This is a genomic window from Acidovorax sp. GW835-FHT14G06 (genome assembly GCF_058793595.1).
The window spans coordinates 348,429-365,001 of record NZ_JBXAGA010000006.1 but is presented as its reverse complement, the minus strand read 5'-3'; the positions used below and the strand labels follow the sequence as shown (position 1 = coordinate 365,001).

The following is a 16,573-nucleotide window of genomic DNA, read 5'->3' as shown; positions in this document are numbered from 1 at the left end:
CAAGCGCTACGCGTGTTCGAAGTGGAAGACCGCCGTGCCCGCGCGTGCGTTGGGCAGCCAACGCACCTCTTGCCCGTCCTGCAACCCGAATGAATCGAGGATGCGCAGGCTGTTCTTGGTGGCCAGCACCTCAAAGTCCTTGTACGTGCCCACGCGGATGTTGGGCGTGTCGTACCACTGGTAGGGCAGGCGCCGCGTGACGGGCATGCGCCCGCGCAGGATGGACAAGCGGTTGGGCCAGTGCGCAAAGTTGGGGAAGGCCACCACGCCGGTGCGCCCCACACGCGCCGTCTCGCGCAGCATGGTTTCGGCGTTGCGCAAGTGCTGCAACGTGTCGATCTGCAGCACCACGTCAAAGCTGTTGTCGTCGAACATGGCCAGCCCCTCGTCGAGGTTGAGCTGGATCACATCCACCCCGCGCTGCACGCAGGCCAGCACGTTGGCGTCGTCAATCTCCACGCCATAGCCGCTGCAGCCGCGCTCGCGCTGCAGGTAGTCGAGCATCGCGCCGTTGCCGCAACCGAGGTCGAGCACGCGCGAGCCGGGGGGCACCAGGCGCGCCAGGGCTTGCATCGCCGCTTTTTCGGTCATGGTTGCAACTCCTTGGCAATGCTATCGAAGTAAGAGCGCATCACGCCCATGTATCGTGCGTCATCGAGCAAAAAGGCATCGTGCCCATGGGGCGCGTCGATCTCGGCGTAGCTCACGCTGCGGCGGTTGTCGAGCAGGGCCTTCACGATTTCGCGGCTGCGCTTGGGCGAAAACCGCCAGTCGGTGGTGAAGCTCACCAGCAGGAACCTGGCCTGCGCCCGGGCCAGGGCCCGCGTGAGGTTGCCGGCATGGGTGCGCGCAGGGTCGAAGTAGTCCAGCGCCCGGGTGATCAGAAGGTAGGTGTTGGCGTCAAAGTAGTCGCTGAACTTGTCGCCCTGGTAGCGCAGATAGCTTTCGATCTGGAACTCGATGTCCTGGGTGCTGTATTTCAGCTCCAGGCCTTCGCGCAGCTGCCGGCCGAACTTCTCGTTCATCACGTCGTCGGACAGGTACGTGATGTGGCCGATCATGCGGGCAATGCGCAGGCCACGCTTGGGGATCACGCCATGGCGGTAAAAGTGGCCGCCGTGGAAGTCCGGGTCGGTCACGATGGCGCGGCGGGCGACTTCGTTGAAGGCGATGTTCTCGGCCGTGAGGTTGGGCGCACTGGCCACCACTACCGCGTGGCGCATGCGCTCGGGGTACTGCAGCGTCCAGCTGAGCGCCTGCATGCCGCCCAGGCTGCCACCCAGCACAGCCGCCAGTTGCTGGATGCCCAGACGGTCCAGCAACCGCGCCTGGGCGTTGACCCAGTCTTCCACTGTGACCACGGGGAAGTCCGCGCCATAAACCTCGCCGGTGTCCGGGTGGTGGTGCATGGGCCCGGTGGAGCCAAAACACGAGCCCAGGTTGTTCACGCCGATGACGAAGAAGCGGTCGGTGTCCACGGGCTTGCCGGGGCCGATCATGTTGTCCCACCAGCCCTCGCTCTTGTCCTGCCCGGCGTACACGCCCGCCACATGGTGCGAGGCGTTGAGGGCGTGGCACACGAGCACGGCGTTCGAGCGGTCGGCATTGAGCGTGCCGTAGGTCTCAAAGGCCAGGTGGTAGTCGCGGATGGACGCGCCGCTTTGCAGCGGCAGCGCATCCGGGAAATGCATGGACTGGGGTGTGGCGATGAACGACATAGTTGGAACTGGTAAGCCCTCACGTTCCACCGCTTGCACACGCCGCAAGCCCCTTGAGGAGCCGCTGTCACCGAGGGCAAAACCTCGGCAAAAAAATACCCGGCGTCGCTAAAAACGAGGCCGGGCAGGTGTGTCGGACGGGTCTTTAGCAGAATTTATAAAGCGCCCGCAAGCTGTGGCAAATCGGCGCGTCTGGCAAATATACCAAAGCAGCGTCGCGTCGCCCAGCCCGTCGCACCGATCAGGTCAGCCTGCGGACGAAAAAATCGCCAGCAGCCCCAACGCCAGAAAGATGGCGGCAGACACCAGATGCACCGCGCGGATGGGCACCTTGCGCGTGATGCGCTCACCCAGCCAGACCACGGGCGCATTGGCCAGCATCATGCCCAACGTGGTGCCCGCCACCACCCAGAGGTAAGCGTTGTATTTGGCAGCCAGCATGACCGTGGCGATCTGGGTCTTGTCGCCCATCTCGGCCAGGAAGAATGCGACCACGGTGGTGCCAAACACCCCCCAGCGTGGCGATCCGTCGGCTTCGCCTTCGTCCAGCTTGTCGGGGATCAGCATCCAGACCGCCATGGCGATGAATGAGGCGCCCAAAATCCAGCGCAGCACCTGGGGGCCCAGGAAGGTGGTCACCCAGGCACCGACAGCGCCGGCCAGGCCGTGGTTGACCAGCGTGGCCACCAGGATACCCAGCACGATGGGCCAGGGTTTGCGAAAGCGTGCCGCGAGCACCAGAGCGAGCAGCTGCGTCTTGTCGCCCATCTCGGCGAGCGCGACGATGGCGGTGGAAATGAAGAAGGCTTCCATGGGGGAGGGGGTCCTATCCGGCCGGATGGGTGGAAAACGCATTGACTGCACCCCGACTCCGGCCATGTGGATCGGTTTGCAGTCAATGGTCTCGCCCAGCTCAAAAGCCGCATACGCCATAGGTCTCAAAGAACCCAAGTGTGTTGACGCATGCCCCCGGCGCGTTGCGCGGCCGGGCGGGCTACTCCCCAAAGACCGGTAGATTTTACCCTATGGTTTGCCCTGAAATTCACCGAAAAACCACGCTGACCCGGTGTTTTGAGCCCATCTGCCCAGAAATAAACCCCCACGAGCACCATAAAGTGATTAATAATGGATTCGCTTTTCTGCTTGCAGAAGGGCAGTTAGCTTAGCGGTGAATGGTCAGTTTCGCGTCTTTGAAGTCGTCACAGGTTTGTTGATTGCGTCGGGCTCCATCGCGTTTTTGTGTTTTTTCAGGAGTCCTTCATGGGCAACAAACTTTACGTGGGCAACCTGCCCTACTCTTTCCGCGACGAAGATCTGCAACAGACCTTCAGCCAGTACGGCTCGGTTGGCAGCGCCAAGGTCATGATGGAACGTGACACCGGCCGCTCCAAGGGTTTCGGCTTTGTCGAAATGGGCAGCGATGCTGAAGCCCAAGCCGCCATCCAAGGCGTGCATGGTCAAAACTTCGGTGGCCGTGACCTCGTGGTCAACGAAGCCCGTCCTATGGAGCCCCGCGCTCCCCGTAGCGGTGGCTTCGGTGGCGGCAATGGCGGCGGCGGCGGTTACGGCGGTGGCCGTAGCGGTGGCGGCGGCTACGGCGGTGGCGGCGGTGGTGGTTACGGCGGTGGCCGTAGCAGCTACTAAAAAGTCCTTATCGGTAGTCCTCAGGGCCTGCCGACGGCAAAAAAAGGAGCCTTCGGGCTCCTTTTTGCATTTTGGCGCGGCACGGACACCACAGCGCGCAAAGCCCCTTGCTTTTTCCCCAAAAGTGTGGCGCATAATGGTCTGGCGGGTTTGGCCCGCACTTCAAGTTTGCGGTGATCCGTCAGTTTCGCGCTGAGAGCGTCATTGAGATTAGCTGGCTGCGTTTTGGGGACTCCATCGCTTTATCCATGTGTTTTTGAGGAGTCCCTCGATGGGCAACAAACTGTACGTCGGCAACCTGCCTTACTCGGTGCGCGACGGTGATCTGGAACAGGCCTTTGGCCAGTTCGGTGCCGTGACCAGCGCCAAGGTCATGATGGAGCGCGACACGGGTCGCTCCAAAGGCTTTGGCTTTGTGGAGATGGGCAGCGACGCAGAAGCCCAGGCCGCCATCAACGGCATGAACGGCCAACCCCTCGGCGGCCGCAGCATTGTGGTGAACGAAGCCCGCCCCATGGAACCACGCCCACCCCGTAGCGGTGGTTTCGGCGGTGGTGGTGGCGGCGGCTACGGCGGCGGCCGCAGCGGTGGTGGCGGATATGGCGGCGGCCGTGAAGGCGGCGGTGGCTATGGTGGTGGCCGCGAGGGCGGCGGCGGTGGCTACGGCGGCGGCCGCGAAGGTGGTGGCGGGAGCTATGGCGGCGGTGGCCGCAGCGAAGGTGGCTTTCGCAGCCCGTACGGCTCGGGTTCGCGCAACGGTGGTGGCGGCGGCCGCAATGGCGGCGGTGGTGGCTACGGTGGCGGCGGCAACGGCGGCTACTGAACCACACCCGTTTTTCTGTCACAAGGGCCCTTCAGGGCCCTTTTTCATGGCAGCTGCACGTCGAGATAGCAATATCCATCGCCCCCGGCGCCTCGGAGCGCCTTGTGCAATCCCGCCCCTACTGCATTTCGCCCTGGCGGCGCTTGCGTGGGCGGCCCGCCAGCACCTTGTCAAACAATGGGTTGGGCAGCATGCGCAGCAGCTTGGCGACAACGCCCATTTGCCAGGGGATAACCCGGTAGCTCACGCCCGCCTGAATGGTGCGGAACGCCTGGTCGGCAAAATCGGCGGGCTGCATCAAAAACGGCATGCTGTAGCGGTTCTGTTGCGTGAGGGGGGTATCGATGTAGCCCGGCGACACCGTCACCACGCGCACGCCGTGGGGGCGCAATTCACCCCGCAGGCTTTCGCAGTAGCTGATGACAGCCGCCTTGCTGGCGCAGTAGGCGCCATGGCCGGGCAGCCCCCGGATGCCGGCCACGCTGCCGATGCCCACCAGGGTGCCGCTGCCGCGCTGCACCATGGCGTCTACAAACGGCTGGAAGGTGGCCGCCATGCCAATGTTGTTGGTGGCAAAGGTGCGGGCCATGACGTCGATATCGTCCCGCACCGCTGTGTCCATGCCCACGCTGATGCCGGCATTGGCGATCACCACATCCGGCACACCCTGGCGTGCAATGCAATCGCGCCCTGCAGCCACGATGCTGTCAGTCACCGACACATCAGCACTATAAATTTCATAGCTTTCAGGGCTTATTCCTTGAGCACTTGCCCATGTTTTGACTTCGGAAGTGCGCCGCGCCACCAGAGCCAGGCGAAACCCCGCTTGGTGATAGCGCTGGGCCAGGGCTTGGCCGATGCCACTGGATGCGCCGGTGATGAAGACAAGGGGAGTGGTCATGTGCATTCCGACAGTGGGCGGCTAGGCAGGATAGGTGGAGGCTACCGCGTTGTGCCCGGCAGGATCATGCCGCGCACGCGCCCGCGCAGTTGCAGCACCTGGTCGAGGTTGTCGTAATCCATGCTGTCGGCGGTGAAGCGGTCGTTGCCACGGGTGAGCGTGACCGGCTGATCAGAGCGCACCCGCTCGGTGTTGGTGAAGGCATGCAGAAACTCACCACGGAACTCCATGGGGGGCTGCGCTGCCGCCCCGGGCTTGGCGGGCAGCGGTTCACGCTTGACGATGGCGTTGCCGAACAACTGCACTTCGGAGCCATCGGCGTTGCTCAGGGCCCGGTTGGCCGTGGCCACGGTGACCCGGCCATCGAGGCTGACCGAACGCATGCGGACCTGATCGATCTCCAGCGTGTCGGTGTCGGGGTAATGGCGCGCCTCGTCACCCTGCACCTCGCTCTGCAGGCGGCCCGTGGCATCGAATGTCTTCACCGAAAAGGACTTCATGAAATAGTCCGGCTGGTGCTGCACGGGCCGGTCAATCGCTGGCAGCTGGGGCATGGGCGCGTTGCGCACCAGCCACCAGGTGCCCAGGGCCAGCAGGCCCATCAGCACCACGGGCAGGTAGATCGAGAGCTGGTCCCAGCCCTGGCGGATCACGCGGATCATGCGGTGTAGTCCGCCAGCAGCGCCGCGTAGCGGCCCGTAGCCACCAGCAGCAGGTCGCACAGCTCGCGCGCCGCACCGTCGCCCCCGCGCGCCTGGGTGACGAAGTGGGCCGCGTGGCGCACCTCGGTCTGGGCGTTTGCGGGCGCGCAGGCAAAGGCGCTGCGGCGCATCACGGGCAGGTCGGGCCAGTCGTCGCCCATGGCAGCGGCCTGCGCCCAGGTCAGGCCCAGGGTGGCCAGCATCTGCTCGGCGGCGGGGCGCTTGTCTTCGGTGCCGAACACGGCGTGCTCCACGCCCAAGGCCTTGAGGCGCACGCGCAATGGGGCAGAGTCGCGGCCGGTGATCACGGCGGGGGTGATGCCTGCCTTTTGCAGCAGCTTGAGGCCGTGGCCGTCCAGGGTGTTGAAGCGCTTGAGGGTCTCGCCCGTTTCGCTGAAGTACAGGCCGCCGTCGGTGAGCACGCCATCCACGTCGAAAAAGGCCACGCGCACGCCCTGGGCGCGCAGTAGCAGTTCAGGGTCAATCTGCAGGGCAGGAGAGGGAGAGGTCTGAGGAACCAGCGCCATCGTCAGATCACCTTCGCCCGCATCAGATCGCCGATGTGCACCACGCCCACCAGCACGCCCGCCGCGTCCACCACCAGCACGCTGGTGATGGCGTGGGCTTCCATCATTTCGGCGGCGTCCACGGCAAGGGCGTCGGGGGCAATGCGGCGCGGGTTGGCGTGCATGACCTGGGCGGCGGTGGTAGACCGCAGGTCCGCCCCGGCCTCGATGCGGCGGCGCAAATCACCGTCGGTGAAGATGCCCAGCACCTGCCCGGCGGCATCCACGATGGCCGAGGCGCCCAGGCCCTTGGCGCTCATCTCGCGCATGAGGTCGCTGAACGATGCATCGGAGGCCACGCGCGGCACCTCGGTGCCCGAGCGCATCACGTCGCTCACATGGGTGAGCAGCTTGCGGCCCAGCGCACCGCCAGGGTGCGAGCGGGCAAAGTCTTCGGGACGGAACCCCCGGGCATCCAGCAGGGCCACGGCCAGCGCGTCGCCCATGGCCAGCTGGGCCGTGGTGCTGGCGGTGGGGGCCAGTTGCAAGGGGCACGCCTCGCGCTCCACGCCACTGTCTAGCACGATGTCTGCATGCTTCGCCAAGGTGGATTGTGGGCGCCCCGTCATGGCGATCAAGGTGGCTCCCAGGCGCTTGATCACCGGCAGCAAGGTGGTGACCTCATCCACCTCCCCGCTGTTGGAGAGCGCCAGCACAATATCGATGGACTTGATCATGCCCAGGTCGCCATGGCTGGCTTCGGCCGGGTGCACGAACATGGCGGGCGTCCCGGTGGAGGCGAGCGTGGCGGCGATCTTGCGGCCTACGTGCCCGCTTTTTCCGATACCCATCACCACCACCCGCCCGCGCACCGTGAGGATTGCCTGCACTGCCTGCGTGAACGGCTCGCCGACGCGGGCCTTCAGGCCGAGGACGGCCGCAGCCTCGATATCGAAGGTCTCGCGGGCCAGGCGCAGGGCCTGATCAGCATCAAAAGGGGGCAGCGCGGCGGGGGCGGGGGTCATGCAGGGATTCTATCGACCGGGCATGCCTGCCGGACCATCGTGTGCGCCAAGTCCACTGGCATGGTCTGTGCGTCCCGGCAGAAAAGGCCGTGCCCAGCCCACCGGGCTCGGATAGCATCGAACCCATGTCTTCTCTTGCCCTCACCCTGCTTTACCTGCTGGCCGCAGTGCTGGGCGTGGTGACCTGTCGCAGCCTGAAGCTCCCCCCCATGCTGGGCTATCTGGCTGCCGGGGTGCTCATTGGCCCGCATGCCCTGGCGCTGACGCAAAACTCCGAGGGCGTACGCCATCTGGGGGAGTTTGGTGTGGTGTTCCTGATGTTTGCCATCGGGCTGGAGTTCAGCCTGCCCAAGCTGCGCGCCATGCGCAAGCAGGTGTTCGGCCTGGGCCTGATGCAGGTGGTGCTGACCATGGCCGTCGTGGTCGGCCTGGCACTGATGCTGTCGCACTGGGCGGGCGGGGTGTGGGACATGGGCTGGCAGACGGCGCTGGCGCTGTCGGGCGTGATGGCCATGAGCAGCACGGCGATTGTGGTCAAGCTCATGGCCGAGCGGGCCGAGCTGGAGAGTGAACACGGCCGGCGGGTGATGGGCATCTTGTTGTTCCAGGACCTGGCGGTGGTGCCGCTGCTGGTGCTGATTCCAGCCCTGGGATCGTCGCCCGACCAACTGCTGACCTCGCTGGGCTGGGCGCTGATCAAGGCGACGGTGCTGGTGGGCCTGCTGCTCACCGGCGGCCAGCGACTGATGCGCTGGTGGCTCACGCTGGTGGCGCGGCGCAAGAGCGACGAGCTGTTCATGCTGAACCTGCTGCTGATCACGCTGGGCCTGGCTTGGCTGACCGAGCTGGCAGGCCTGAGCCTGGCGCTAGGCGCCTTCATTGCGGGCGTGCTGGTGTCCGAGACCGAGTACCGCCACCAGGTGGGCACGGACATCCGGCCGTTTCACGATGTGCTGCTGGGGCTGTTCTTCATCACCATCGGCATGATGCTGGACTGGCACATCCTGGTGGACCGCTGGGCGCTGGTGCTGATGCTGCTCACGGTGCCCCTGGTGCTCAAGCTGGGGATCATCCTGGTGCTGGCGCGGGGCATGGGCGCGACCACCGGTGTGGCGCTGCGCACCGGGCTGTACCTGGCGCAGGCCGGCGAGTTCGGCTTTGTGCTGCTGTCGCTCACGCAGAGCAACGGGCTGGTGCAGCCGGCGCTGATGAACCCCATCCTCGCGGCCATGGTTCTGTCGATGCTGGCCACGCCCTTCCTCATCATGTACAGCAACCGCATCGTGATGAAGCTGGTGGCCAGCGACTGGCTGCAGCAGTCGCTGCAGATGACGTCGATTGCGCGCAAGTCCATCAACACCAGCAAACACGTGATCATCTGCGGCTACGGCCGCTGCGGCCAGAACCTGGCGCGCATGCTGGAGCACGAAGGCATCCCGTACATGGCGCTGGACCTGGACCCGGACCGCGTACGCCAGGCCGCAGCGGCCGGCGATTCGGTGGTGTACGGCGACGCCACACGCCTGCAGGCGCTGATGGCGGCGGGCCTGGTGCGCGCGAGCGCCGTGGCCGTGACCTACATCGACGTGCCTGCCGCGCTGAAAGTGCTTGCCAATGCCCGATCGCACGCGCCGCAGGTGCCGGTGGTGGTGCGCACGCAGGACGACCTGTACCTCGACAAGCTGCAAGAGGCCGGTGCGACCGAGGTCGTGCCCGAGGCCATTGAAGGATCGCTGATGCTGGCCAGCCACGCCCTTGCCCTGGTGGGCGTGCCCATGCGCCGGGTGCTGCGGCTGGTGCAGGACCAGCGCGATGCGCGCTACAACCTGCTGCGCGGCTACTTCCATGGCGCGGACGACGACACCGTGAACGAACGCGACCAGGAGCGACTGTCCACCATCAACCTGCCACCGGGCTCCACCGCCCTGGGCCGCAGCCTGGGCCAGCTGGCCCTGCCCGCCATGGGTGTGCGCGTGGTCAACCTGCGGCGCGGCAATGGCCACGTGAGCGCAGCCGTGGACGACGCGCAGCTGGCCGAAGGCGACACGCTGGTGCTGTCGGGCCACCCGGCGGCACTGGCGCTGGCGGAGGACAAGCTATTGAAGGGCTGACCCCCTGAGCGGCGGGGCGGCCCTTGCGCGACGGTTCTGGCGCAGGACGCGCCCGTTGCAGCGGATTGGCGCCAAAATTTGGATGAAATCGACCTGTAGCGCGAGTGCAATATGCGCCAACAGCTATATATTTAACAGCAATCTACAACAACTCTGCAGGCCCGGGGCGCCCGAACAGATAGCCCTGGAACTGGCGGCAGCCGTTGCGCAGCAGGAAGGTGCGTTGCCCTTCGGTTTCCACCCCCTCGGCCACCACATCCAGGCCCAGGCTGCGGGCCAGCGTGATGATGGTGCACGCGATGGTGGCGTCGTTGGGGTCGGTGAGCACGTCGCGCACAAAGCTCTGGTCGATCTTGAGCTGGTCCAGCGGCAAGCGCTTGAGATAGCTCAGCGATGAGTAACCCGTGCCGAAGTCGTCGAGCGAAAAGCCCACACCCAGCGTGCGCAGCGCCTGCATCTTGAGGATGCTGTCCTCCACGTCGTGCAACAGCAGGCTTTCGGTGAGCTCGAGCTTGAGCAGGCGCGGGTTGGCACCCGACTCACGCAACACGGACAGCACCTGCTCTACGAAGTCCAGCTGACGGAACTCCTGCGCGCTGACATTGACGGCCAGCGTCCAGGCGGCCGTCGCCGGGACTGTGGCCCATTGCGCCAGCTGGCGGCAAGCCATGATCAGCACCTGGCGACCCAAAGGCAGGATCAGCCCCGTCTGCTCGGCCAGCGGGATGAAGTGGGCGGGCGAGACCATGCCGCGCTGCGGGTGCTGCCAACGCACCAGCGCCTCGGCACCCAGCAGATGGCCGGTGGCGTCCACCACCGGCTGGTAATGCAGCAGAAACTCGTCGCGCGAGATGCCCTGGCGGATGTCCCCCTCCAGCGCAGAACGTGCCGATGCGGCGGCCTGCATGGCGGGGTCGAAAAAGCACAGGGTGTTGCGCCCCTGCGCCTTGGCCTGGTACATGGCCAGGTCGGCGCGCTTGAGCAGCTCCTGCACGGGCTGCTGCGCGTCCTGGAACAGCGCAATACCGATGCTGGGGGTGCTGTGCATGTCACAGCCGTCCACCACGTAGGGCTGGTTCAGCGTCATCAGCACCTTGTGGGCCACGGCCTCTGCCTCGGCGGCAGCCTCGACCTCCTCGCCATGCAGGCCCTGCAGCACGACCACAAACTCATCGCCACCCAGGCGTGCCACCGTGTCGGCGGCCCGCACGCAGGCCCCGATGCGCGCAGCCACCTGCACCAGCAGGCGGTCGCCCCACTCGTGGCCCATGGTGTCGTTGATGCCCTTGAAGTTGTCCAGGTCCAGAAACAGCAGGGCGCCGTGGCGGCCCTCGCGGTGGGTGGTGGCTACCGCGCGCTCCAGCCGGTCCATCAGCAGGCGCCGGTTGGGCAGGCCGGTGAGTTCGTCGTAGAACGCCAGGCGCTGGATCTCGGCCTCGGCCAGCTTGCGTTCGGTGATGTCGCGCGCCACGCCCCGGTAGCCGGTAAACCGCCCCTCTTCATCAAAGATGGGCTCACCGCTGATCGACACCCACACGGGTTTGCCATCCCGGGACAGGCGCTGCATCTCGAAGTCATGAAAGACCTGGTGCGCCTCCAGCTGCTCGCGGTGCTCGCGCCATTGCCCCTCGGTGGCGAAGGTGTCGGGCAGCTCCCAGCGGGTCAGGCCATAGTGCATCTCATCCGGCACGCCCTCCGTGTGGTACGGATTGCCATCCAGCCGCACGAAGCGGAACTGGTCGTCCTGCTCCCAGTACCAGTCGGACGACAGGTCCGTCAGGCTGCGCCAGCGCGCTTCGCTCTGGCGCAGTGCCTCCAGCGTGCTCAGGTAGTCGGTGACATCGGTGAACGTACGCACGCGCCCGCCAGGCTCCAGGGCGCGGGTGCGCACCTCGATATAACGGCCCTGGGGCGTGCGCCGCACATAGCTGTCAGGCAAGGGCATCTGGTTGCCGTGGGCGGCGTACTCCGAGGCGACATATTTGCGCGCCATGGGTTCGATGAGCTGGAAATCGGGACCAAAATCCCCCCGCTCAGTCTGAAAGCGCACCACCTCTTCCACCAGGGGCTGCGTGGCCAGCAGTGACTCGGGCAGGCCCAGCAGCTCCAGGTAGCGCTGGTTGTAGACGCGGATGCGCCCCTCGGCGTCCACACTGGTGATGCCCTGGGAGATGTTGGCCAGTGTGCCCTCCAGCGCCTGGGTCTTTTCGGCCAGCAGAGCGCTGGTGCGGGCCAGTTCGGCTTCCACATGGCTGCGGGCCAGCTCCGCGCGGCGGGCGGTCTCCAACTGGCCAATGGTGCTCAGCAAGGGCTGCAGAAACTGCACATCGGCGCTGGAGTAGCCGCCGCTGCGGTTGGCCAGACCCACCATGGCCACCAGCTCGCCCGCGGCGTGAATGGGTATGCCCAGGTAAGTGCGCAACGTGGGGTGCCCGCGTGGAGTGCCCGCGCTGCGCGGGTCATGGTTGGCATCATTGCTGATGACAGGCTCGCCCGAAACCAGCGCAGCGCCCACCAGCGAGTGCAGGTTATCGAACACCATGCCGTCCTCGGCGTGCTTGGCGTAACGCTGGCGCGATGCCTCGTCCCAGCTGATGTCGGTCATCGCATGCACACGCAGGTAGGGGTGCCCATCGTCGGCGCGCTGCACCTGGCCCACCAGGCCAAACGCGCTCTGGGTCAGGGTCATCAGCTCGTTCAGCAGCGCCTCGAACGCGGCACGGGGGCCAGAACTGGCAATGAACATGCCCTGGGCCCGAGAGATGGCCTGCAGCAGCCGGTGCTGGCGCGCCAGCATGGCCTCGGCCGCGCGGCGGGCACGGGCGCTGGAACTGCGTTCCAGCACGGCCTCGATCTGCGCGGGCAAGGTGAGCAGGTAGTCCAGCGCCGGATCCTGCACCGTGAAATCGTCAAATCCGTGGCGCATGGCCTGGGCCGCGTGGGTTTCTGCCCCCATGCGCACGATGATGATGGCGGGAACGCCGTCAAGCAGCTGCAACAGGTCAAACGCAGAGCCATCCACGGTGCGCTGGGCAGCCAGCACGATGTCGGGGCGGTTGCGCAACAGGTGTTCACGCGCCTGGGCGATCGACCCCACCACGTCCACGCGCCAGCCCGACCAGGGGTCTGCCAGCGCCTCCGCCACGGCCTGTGCGTGGGGGTGGTCACTTTCGATCAGCAGGACGGAGATGGGCATGGGCCGATCGGCGTGTTGGTTGGGGCACCGCCCATCGCAGGCGGCGCAAAGTTTGTAGCGCCAGTGAAACACATTATGGCGTCTGGGGTAGTCGCACGCGCCAAACACATGGGCTGTTTACACTCTCGCACTTTCCGTGCCCAAAGCAACCTGGCAGCCCCGGCTCAGCCCCAGGCACCGGCACCGCCCGGCCTTCCTCAGAGTCATCATTCCCGCACCCGCCCATGCAGCCCCTCAGCGTCAACCAGTACCTTCGCCAGCACATCCGCACCGTCCCCGACTGGCCCGCGCCCGGTGTGCAGTTCCGGGACATCACCCCGCTTCTGCAGGACCCCAAGGTGTTCCGTGTGCTGATCGATGCCTTTGTGCACCGCTACATGGACAAGGCGTTGCGCCCGGACGTGGTGGCGGGCCTGGATGCACGGGGCTTCATCCTGGGGGCTGTGGTGGCCTATGAGCTGAACGTAGGCTTCGTACCCATCCGCAAGAAGGGCAAGCTGCCCTTCACGACCGTGGAGGAGACCTATGAACTCGAATACGGAAGTGCGACGGTGGAGCTGCACACCGACGCCGTGAAGGCCGATGACCGGGTGCTGCTGATCGACGACCTGATCGCCACCGGCGGCACCATGATGGCAGGCAAGAAGCTGCTGGAAAAACTGGGGGCCACGGTCACCGAGGGCGCCGCCATCGTGGACCTGCCCGAGCTGGGCGGCTCACAGCGCCTGCGTGAATCGGGCCTGCCGCTGTACACGCTGGTGGACTTCGCGGGGCACTGACCCAGGGGTAAGGAGGGCGTGGGGCGGCGGCGCTGCGCCGCTCGGCATGCCCCGCACAAATCCTTAGTTAAGTTCGCCGTACTGGGTGCTACTCAGGTCGGGGGCCGGGCCATCGGCACCAGGCATCTCCGTGTCCTCAAAGCCGGTAGGCTGGGACGGTGGCAGCAGCGGGCCGGAGCGCACGGGAACGCCCGGCTTGGCGGCCGCTGCAGTGGCCGCCGATGACCCTGCGGCATTGGCCAGCGCACGCTTGAACGCAGCCACCTCATCGGCCTCGATGGGTTCAAAGCGGGGAGAGGATGCAGGCCGCGCAGCGGCCAGGGGCGCAGGTGCGGACACCAGGGGTGCGGGAGCCGACACCGCGCCGAGCGGGCGGCGCGCCGCCAGCGGGGCAGGTGGAGGCGCCGAAGGGGTCGGAGAAACAGGTGTTGTCGCAGCTGCAGCGGGGCGTGCGCCCGCCAGCGGTGCAGGCGATGGAGCCAGGGGCGCAGGGGCGGTGGCCGCTGCTGGCGGGCGGCGCACCGCTGTGGAAGCCGCCTGCAGCGGCAGCGCAGCGCCCTGGGGCGCCACGCCCTTTTGCGGAATCCCTACCGCCACATGGTCGTTGATGCGCCAGTACACGGCCGTCACCAGGATGTCGTAACGGGTTTTGGCGGTCTGGGCGATGAGTGCTTCGATCTCGCTCAGGCGCACCGTCTCGCCACCGTATTCACGGGCCAGGTCCATCATCACCAGGAACTGGCGGCCGCGCTGGTCGAGCGACAGCACCTTGAACTTGTAGCTGGCCGACAGCACGCCGGCGCGCACCATGGCGTCGCGCACCACGGTGTAGAGCAGCTCACGGCGCTCCATGCGCTCGTTCTTGCGGTTGGCGGCGTGCTCTGGTGGCTGGGGCTCCACGAGCGGCTTGCCCTGGCGCCCGGGTTGCAGGGGCACGGTGGCGTCGGCGTTGAACAGGCCGGAGGGCTCGGCCGCTGCGCGGGGCTTGGCGGGAGCGGGTTTGCGGCTGAACCAACTGAACAGGGACATGGCTTGCTTTCTTCGGATGGTGCCTGGACAAAATCCAAATCGAGTGTAACGCGCCATCCCCCCGCAGAAGGCGGAAGAAGCCCGAGGGAAACCCCCGACAGGGGCCCCTTGTCAGGTGGCCGCAACGCGGCGGCGGCGGTTGCCCAGGCGCTTGGCCAGCACCGCCCCTGCGGCCATAGCCAAGCCCAGGGCAATGGCAGGCTGGCGGTTGGTCAGCTCGGTAAAGCGAATGGCTGTGAGGCTCCACAGCTTGCAGGGTGCGCTGGCCTGCACGGTGGCGCTGCGCGTGCGGTGCGAGAAGAAAGCGCCTTCACCCACCACCGACCCGGCACCCACTATCGCCAGACGCAGGCGTTCTTTTTCGTCCTGGTAGTGCACGCTCAGGCTGCCGCTTTCGACCAGGTACAAAGTGCGGTCCGTAGCACCCTGGCTGAACAGCACCTGGCCGGCGGGCAACACCACCGGTAGGAGGTAGGACGACAGCACCTCCCACTGTGCAGCCGTCAGCGGGTTGGTCATGCTGTCCTCCGCCGTGGTCTGGGCAATGGCGTCGATCAGACCTTTGAGGTCCACCTTGGAGGCTACGGGCATGGGAACATTCATGGTCTGCCGAAAGTACCCCTGTTACAGATCGGACACAAGCGCTGTTTACGTCCGTTTACAAGATAGGGCGACCAACGGTCGCTATTTGCCGATGCAGAAGCTGGAGAAGATCACGCCCAGCAAGTGGTCGGAGGTGAACTCGCCGGTGATGGCGCTCAGGGCGTTCTGCGCCAGCCGCAGCTCTTCAGCCAGCAGGTCCAGCGCCGGGCCCTGGGCTTGCAGTTGGTCAGCGGCTTCCTGCAGATGCGACGACACGGCCTGCAGCGCCTGCACATGGCGGGCGCGGGCAATGTAGATGCCCTCGGGCGCCGACTGCCAGCCCGCCACGTCCAGCAACAGCCGCCGCAAGCCATCCAGCCCCTGCCCGGTGCGGGCCGACAGGTGCACCGCAGGGCGCTCAGGGCTCGCAGTGGGAGAAGCACCCGCCGCACAGTCCAGCTTGTTCCAGACATCGATCACGGGGATATTTTTGGGCAGTTTTTGGCCCAAGGCGCTTTCGATATCTGCATCAGCAGCTACATATTCAGGAGCATTCTGTCGTGACAGATCGTGCAGGAACAGCACAGCGTCCGCTCCGGCAATCTCGTCCCAGGCGCGGGCGATGCCGATGCGCTCCACTTCGTCCAGGCTGTCACGCAGGCCAGCGGTGTCGATGATGTGCAGGGGCACGCCTTCGATCTGTATGGTCTGCTGCACCTTGTCGCGCGTGGTGCCCGCGATGGGCGTGACGATGGCCAGCTCGGCACCCGCCAGCGCATTGAGCAGCGAGCTTTTACCGGCATTGGGCTGGCCCGCAATCACCACCTTGATGCCTTCGCGCAGCAGCGCGCCCTGGCGTGCTCGCTGCATCACCGAGGCCAGCGTTTGCTGCAGATTCGATAGCTGTCCGTGCGCATCTGCCTTGCGCAGGAAGTCAATTTCTTCCTCAGGAAAGTCCAGCGTGGCCTCCACCAGCATGCGCAGGTGGATGAGCGCGTCGCGCAGGCTGTGGATTTCGGCCGAGAACGCGCCGGTCAGCGAGCGACTGGCGCTGCGGGCTGCGGCTTCCGTGCTGGCATCGATCAGGTCGGCAATCGCCTCGGCCTGGGCAAGGTCGATCTTGTCGTTCAGGAAGGCACGTTCAGTGAATTCACCAGGTTGCGCCACGCGCAGGCCGCGCAGATTGGGCTGGCTGGTAGCAGGGTGGGTGGCAGCACCCGCCTCCAGGCAGCGCGCCAACAGCAGTTGCAGCACCACCGGGCCACCATGGGCCTGCAGCTCCAGCACGTCTTCGCCGGTGTAACTGTGTGGGCCGGGGAAATACAGCGCGAGCCCCTGGTCGATGGCCTGGCCCTGCGCATCCCGAAAGGGCAGGTAGGTGGCCTCGCGGGGTTTGAGTGCGCGGCCACAAACCGCCTGCACCAGCGCATCCAGCCCACGCCCTGACACGCGCACGATGCCGACGGCCCCACGCCCCGGGGCGGTGGCGATGGCGACGATGGGGTCTTGGTGGCGGGCAAGCATGGTGGCGACTGTACAAGGTAGATGGGCAAGAAAA

The 16,573-nt window shown here is 66.0% G+C and carries 15 protein-coding genes and 1 riboswitch; of the genes, 4 read left to right on the top strand and 11 right to left on the bottom strand.

What is annotated here, in order from left to right:
• Window positions 1–6 precede the first annotated feature (6 nt).
• The 3 genes from metW to AC1Q64_RS13230 form a co-directional block, all read right to left on the bottom strand.
• Window positions 7–591, bottom strand: coding sequence for a methionine biosynthesis protein MetW (gene metW / locus AC1Q64_RS13240; protein WP_108498592.1), 585 nt, complete (start codon window positions 589–591; stop codon window positions 7–9).
• Window positions 588–1,718: a homoserine O-succinyltransferase MetX gene (gene metX / locus AC1Q64_RS13235; RefSeq protein ID WP_492251630.1), complete on the bottom strand. Its 1,131-nt coding sequence runs from the start codon at window positions 1,716–1,718 to the stop codon at window positions 588–590. The genes metW and metX overlap by 4 nt, the downstream gene beginning before the upstream one ends.
• A 246-nt stretch (window positions 1,719–1,964) precedes the next feature.
• A complete protein-coding gene (locus tag AC1Q64_RS13230) occupies window positions 1,965–2,531 on the bottom strand; it encodes a TMEM165/GDT1 family protein (RefSeq protein WP_492251629.1) in 567 nt (188 codons plus the stop codon).
• Between the two features lie 9 nt (window positions 2,532–2,540).
• Window positions 2,541–2,733: riboswitch (yybP-ykoY riboswitch) on the bottom strand.
• 245 nt (window positions 2,734–2,978) lie between these two features.
• Between AC1Q64_RS13230 and rbp (AC1Q64_RS13225) the strand changes: the two genes are divergently transcribed.
• Together rbp (AC1Q64_RS13225) and rbp (AC1Q64_RS13220) are read left to right on the top strand one after the other, a co-directional pair.
• Window positions 2,979–3,362, top strand: coding sequence for an RNA-binding regulator (gene rbp / locus AC1Q64_RS13225; RefSeq protein ID WP_056056787.1), 384 nt, complete (start codon window positions 2,979–2,981; stop codon window positions 3,360–3,362).
• A 271-nt stretch (window positions 3,363–3,633) separates the two neighbouring features.
• On the top strand, window positions 3,634–4,185 hold the full coding sequence (gene rbp / locus AC1Q64_RS13220; protein ID WP_260665691.1) for an RNA-binding regulator: 552 nt from the start codon (window positions 3,634–3,636) through the stop codon (window positions 4,183–4,185).
• A gap of 118 nt (window positions 4,186–4,303) precedes the next feature.
• On the opposite strand, the gene AC1Q64_RS13215 is transcribed toward rbp (AC1Q64_RS13220), so the two are convergent.
• Genes AC1Q64_RS13215 through AC1Q64_RS13200 form a run of 4 tightly spaced genes read right to left on the bottom strand, consistent with a single transcriptional unit; the run spans window position 4,304 to window position 7,318 of the window.
• On the bottom strand, window positions 4,304–5,086 hold the full coding sequence (locus AC1Q64_RS13215) for an SDR family oxidoreductase (RefSeq protein WP_492251628.1): 783 nt from the start codon (window positions 5,084–5,086) through the stop codon (window positions 4,304–4,306).
• 41 nt (window positions 5,087–5,127) lie between these two features.
• A complete protein-coding gene (gene lptC / locus AC1Q64_RS13210; RefSeq protein WP_056056794.1) occupies window positions 5,128–5,748 on the bottom strand; it encodes an LPS export ABC transporter periplasmic protein LptC in 621 nt (206 codons plus the stop codon).
• Window positions 5,745–6,314 (bottom strand): KdsC family phosphatase, encoded by a 570-nt coding sequence (locus tag AC1Q64_RS13205; protein ID WP_099731688.1) that lies wholly within the window; start codon window positions 6,312–6,314, stop codon window positions 5,745–5,747. Before AC1Q64_RS13205 ends, lptC begins: the two co-directional genes overlap by 4 nt.
• 2 nt (window positions 6,315–6,316) lie before the next feature.
• Window positions 6,317–7,318, bottom strand: a complete 1,002-nt coding sequence (locus AC1Q64_RS13200) for a KpsF/GutQ family sugar-phosphate isomerase (protein WP_291437300.1) — start codon at window positions 7,316–7,318, stop codon at window positions 6,317–6,319.
• 125 nt (window positions 7,319–7,443) lie between these two features.
• Between AC1Q64_RS13200 and AC1Q64_RS13195 the strand changes: the two genes are divergently transcribed.
• Window positions 7,444–9,429, top strand: coding sequence for a monovalent cation:proton antiporter family protein (locus AC1Q64_RS13195; RefSeq protein ID WP_492251627.1), 1,986 nt, complete (start codon window positions 7,444–7,446; stop codon window positions 9,427–9,429).
• Between the two features lie 142 nt (window positions 9,430–9,571).
• Here the strand turns inward: AC1Q64_RS13195 and AC1Q64_RS13190 are convergent, their stop codons facing one another.
• Window positions 9,572–12,625: a bifunctional diguanylate cyclase/phosphodiesterase gene (locus tag AC1Q64_RS13190; RefSeq protein ID WP_492251626.1), complete on the bottom strand. Its 3,054-nt coding sequence runs from the start codon at window positions 12,623–12,625 to the stop codon at window positions 9,572–9,574.
• A gap of 224 nt (window positions 12,626–12,849) precedes the next feature.
• Between AC1Q64_RS13190 and AC1Q64_RS13185 the strand changes: the two genes are divergently transcribed.
• Window positions 12,850–13,404, top strand: a complete 555-nt coding sequence (locus tag AC1Q64_RS13185; RefSeq protein ID WP_492251625.1) for an adenine phosphoribosyltransferase — start codon at window positions 12,850–12,852, stop codon at window positions 13,402–13,404.
• A gap of 63 nt (window positions 13,405–13,467) precedes the next feature.
• On the opposite strand, the gene AC1Q64_RS13180 is transcribed toward AC1Q64_RS13185, so the two are convergent.
• The 3 genes from AC1Q64_RS13180 to mnmE form a co-directional block, all read right to left on the bottom strand.
• Window positions 13,468–14,433 (bottom strand): hypothetical protein, encoded by a 966-nt coding sequence (locus tag AC1Q64_RS13180; protein ID WP_492251624.1) that lies wholly within the window; start codon window positions 14,431–14,433, stop codon window positions 13,468–13,470.
• Between the two features lie 111 nt (window positions 14,434–14,544).
• Window positions 14,545–15,036: a Crp/Fnr family transcriptional regulator gene (locus AC1Q64_RS13175; RefSeq protein ID WP_291437309.1), complete on the bottom strand. Its 492-nt coding sequence runs from the start codon at window positions 15,034–15,036 to the stop codon at window positions 14,545–14,547.
• An 81-nt stretch (window positions 15,037–15,117) separates the two neighbouring features.
• On the bottom strand, window positions 15,118–16,539 hold the full coding sequence (mnmE, locus tag AC1Q64_RS13170; protein WP_492251623.1) for a tRNA uridine-5-carboxymethylaminomethyl(34) synthesis GTPase MnmE: 1,422 nt from the start codon (window positions 16,537–16,539) through the stop codon (window positions 15,118–15,120).
• Window positions 16,540–16,573: the final 34 nt, after the last annotated feature.

Bases quoted from the DNA above. Each gene is read 5' to 3' on its own strand.
- metW (WP_108498592.1), bottom strand. From the start codon at position 591: ATGACCGAAAAAGCGGCGATGCAAGCCCTGGCGCGCCTGGTGCCCCCC.
- metX (WP_492251630.1), bottom strand. From the start codon at position 1,718: ATGTCGTTCATCGCCACACCCCAGTCCATGCATTTCCCGGATGCGCTG.
- AC1Q64_RS13230 (WP_492251629.1), bottom strand. From the start codon at position 2,531: ATGGAAGCCTTCTTCATTTCCACCGCCATCGTCGCGCTCGCCGAGATG.
- rbp (WP_056056787.1), top strand. From the start codon at position 2,979: ATGGGCAACAAACTTTACGTGGGCAACCTGCCCTACTCTTTCCGCGAC.
- rbp (WP_260665691.1), top strand. From the start codon at position 3,634: ATGGGCAACAAACTGTACGTCGGCAACCTGCCTTACTCGGTGCGCGAC.
- AC1Q64_RS13215 (WP_492251628.1), bottom strand. From the start codon at position 5,086: ATGACCACTCCCCTTGTCTTCATCACCGGCGCATCCAGTGGCATCGGC.
- lptC (WP_056056794.1), bottom strand. From the start codon at position 5,748: ATGATCCGCGTGATCCGCCAGGGCTGGGACCAGCTCTCGATCTACCTG.
- AC1Q64_RS13205 (WP_099731688.1), bottom strand. From the start codon at position 6,314: ATGGCGCTGGTTCCTCAGACCTCTCCCTCTCCTGCCCTGCAGATTGAC.
- AC1Q64_RS13200 (WP_291437300.1), bottom strand. From the start codon at position 7,318: ATGACCCCCGCCCCCGCCGCGCTGCCCCCTTTTGATGCTGATCAGGCC.
- AC1Q64_RS13195 (WP_492251627.1), top strand. From the start codon at position 7,444: ATGTCTTCTCTTGCCCTCACCCTGCTTTACCTGCTGGCCGCAGTGCTG.
- AC1Q64_RS13190 (WP_492251626.1), bottom strand. From the start codon at position 12,625: ATGCCCATCTCCGTCCTGCTGATCGAAAGTGACCACCCCCACGCACAG.
- AC1Q64_RS13185 (WP_492251625.1), top strand. From the start codon at position 12,850: ATGCAGCCCCTCAGCGTCAACCAGTACCTTCGCCAGCACATCCGCACC.
- AC1Q64_RS13180 (WP_492251624.1), bottom strand. From the start codon at position 14,433: ATGTCCCTGTTCAGTTGGTTCAGCCGCAAACCCGCTCCCGCCAAGCCC.
- AC1Q64_RS13175 (WP_291437309.1), bottom strand. From the start codon at position 15,036: ATGAATGTTCCCATGCCCGTAGCCTCCAAGGTGGACCTCAAAGGTCTG.
- mnmE (WP_492251623.1), bottom strand. From the start codon at position 16,539: ATGCTTGCCCGCCACCAAGACCCCATCGTCGCCATCGCCACCGCCCCG.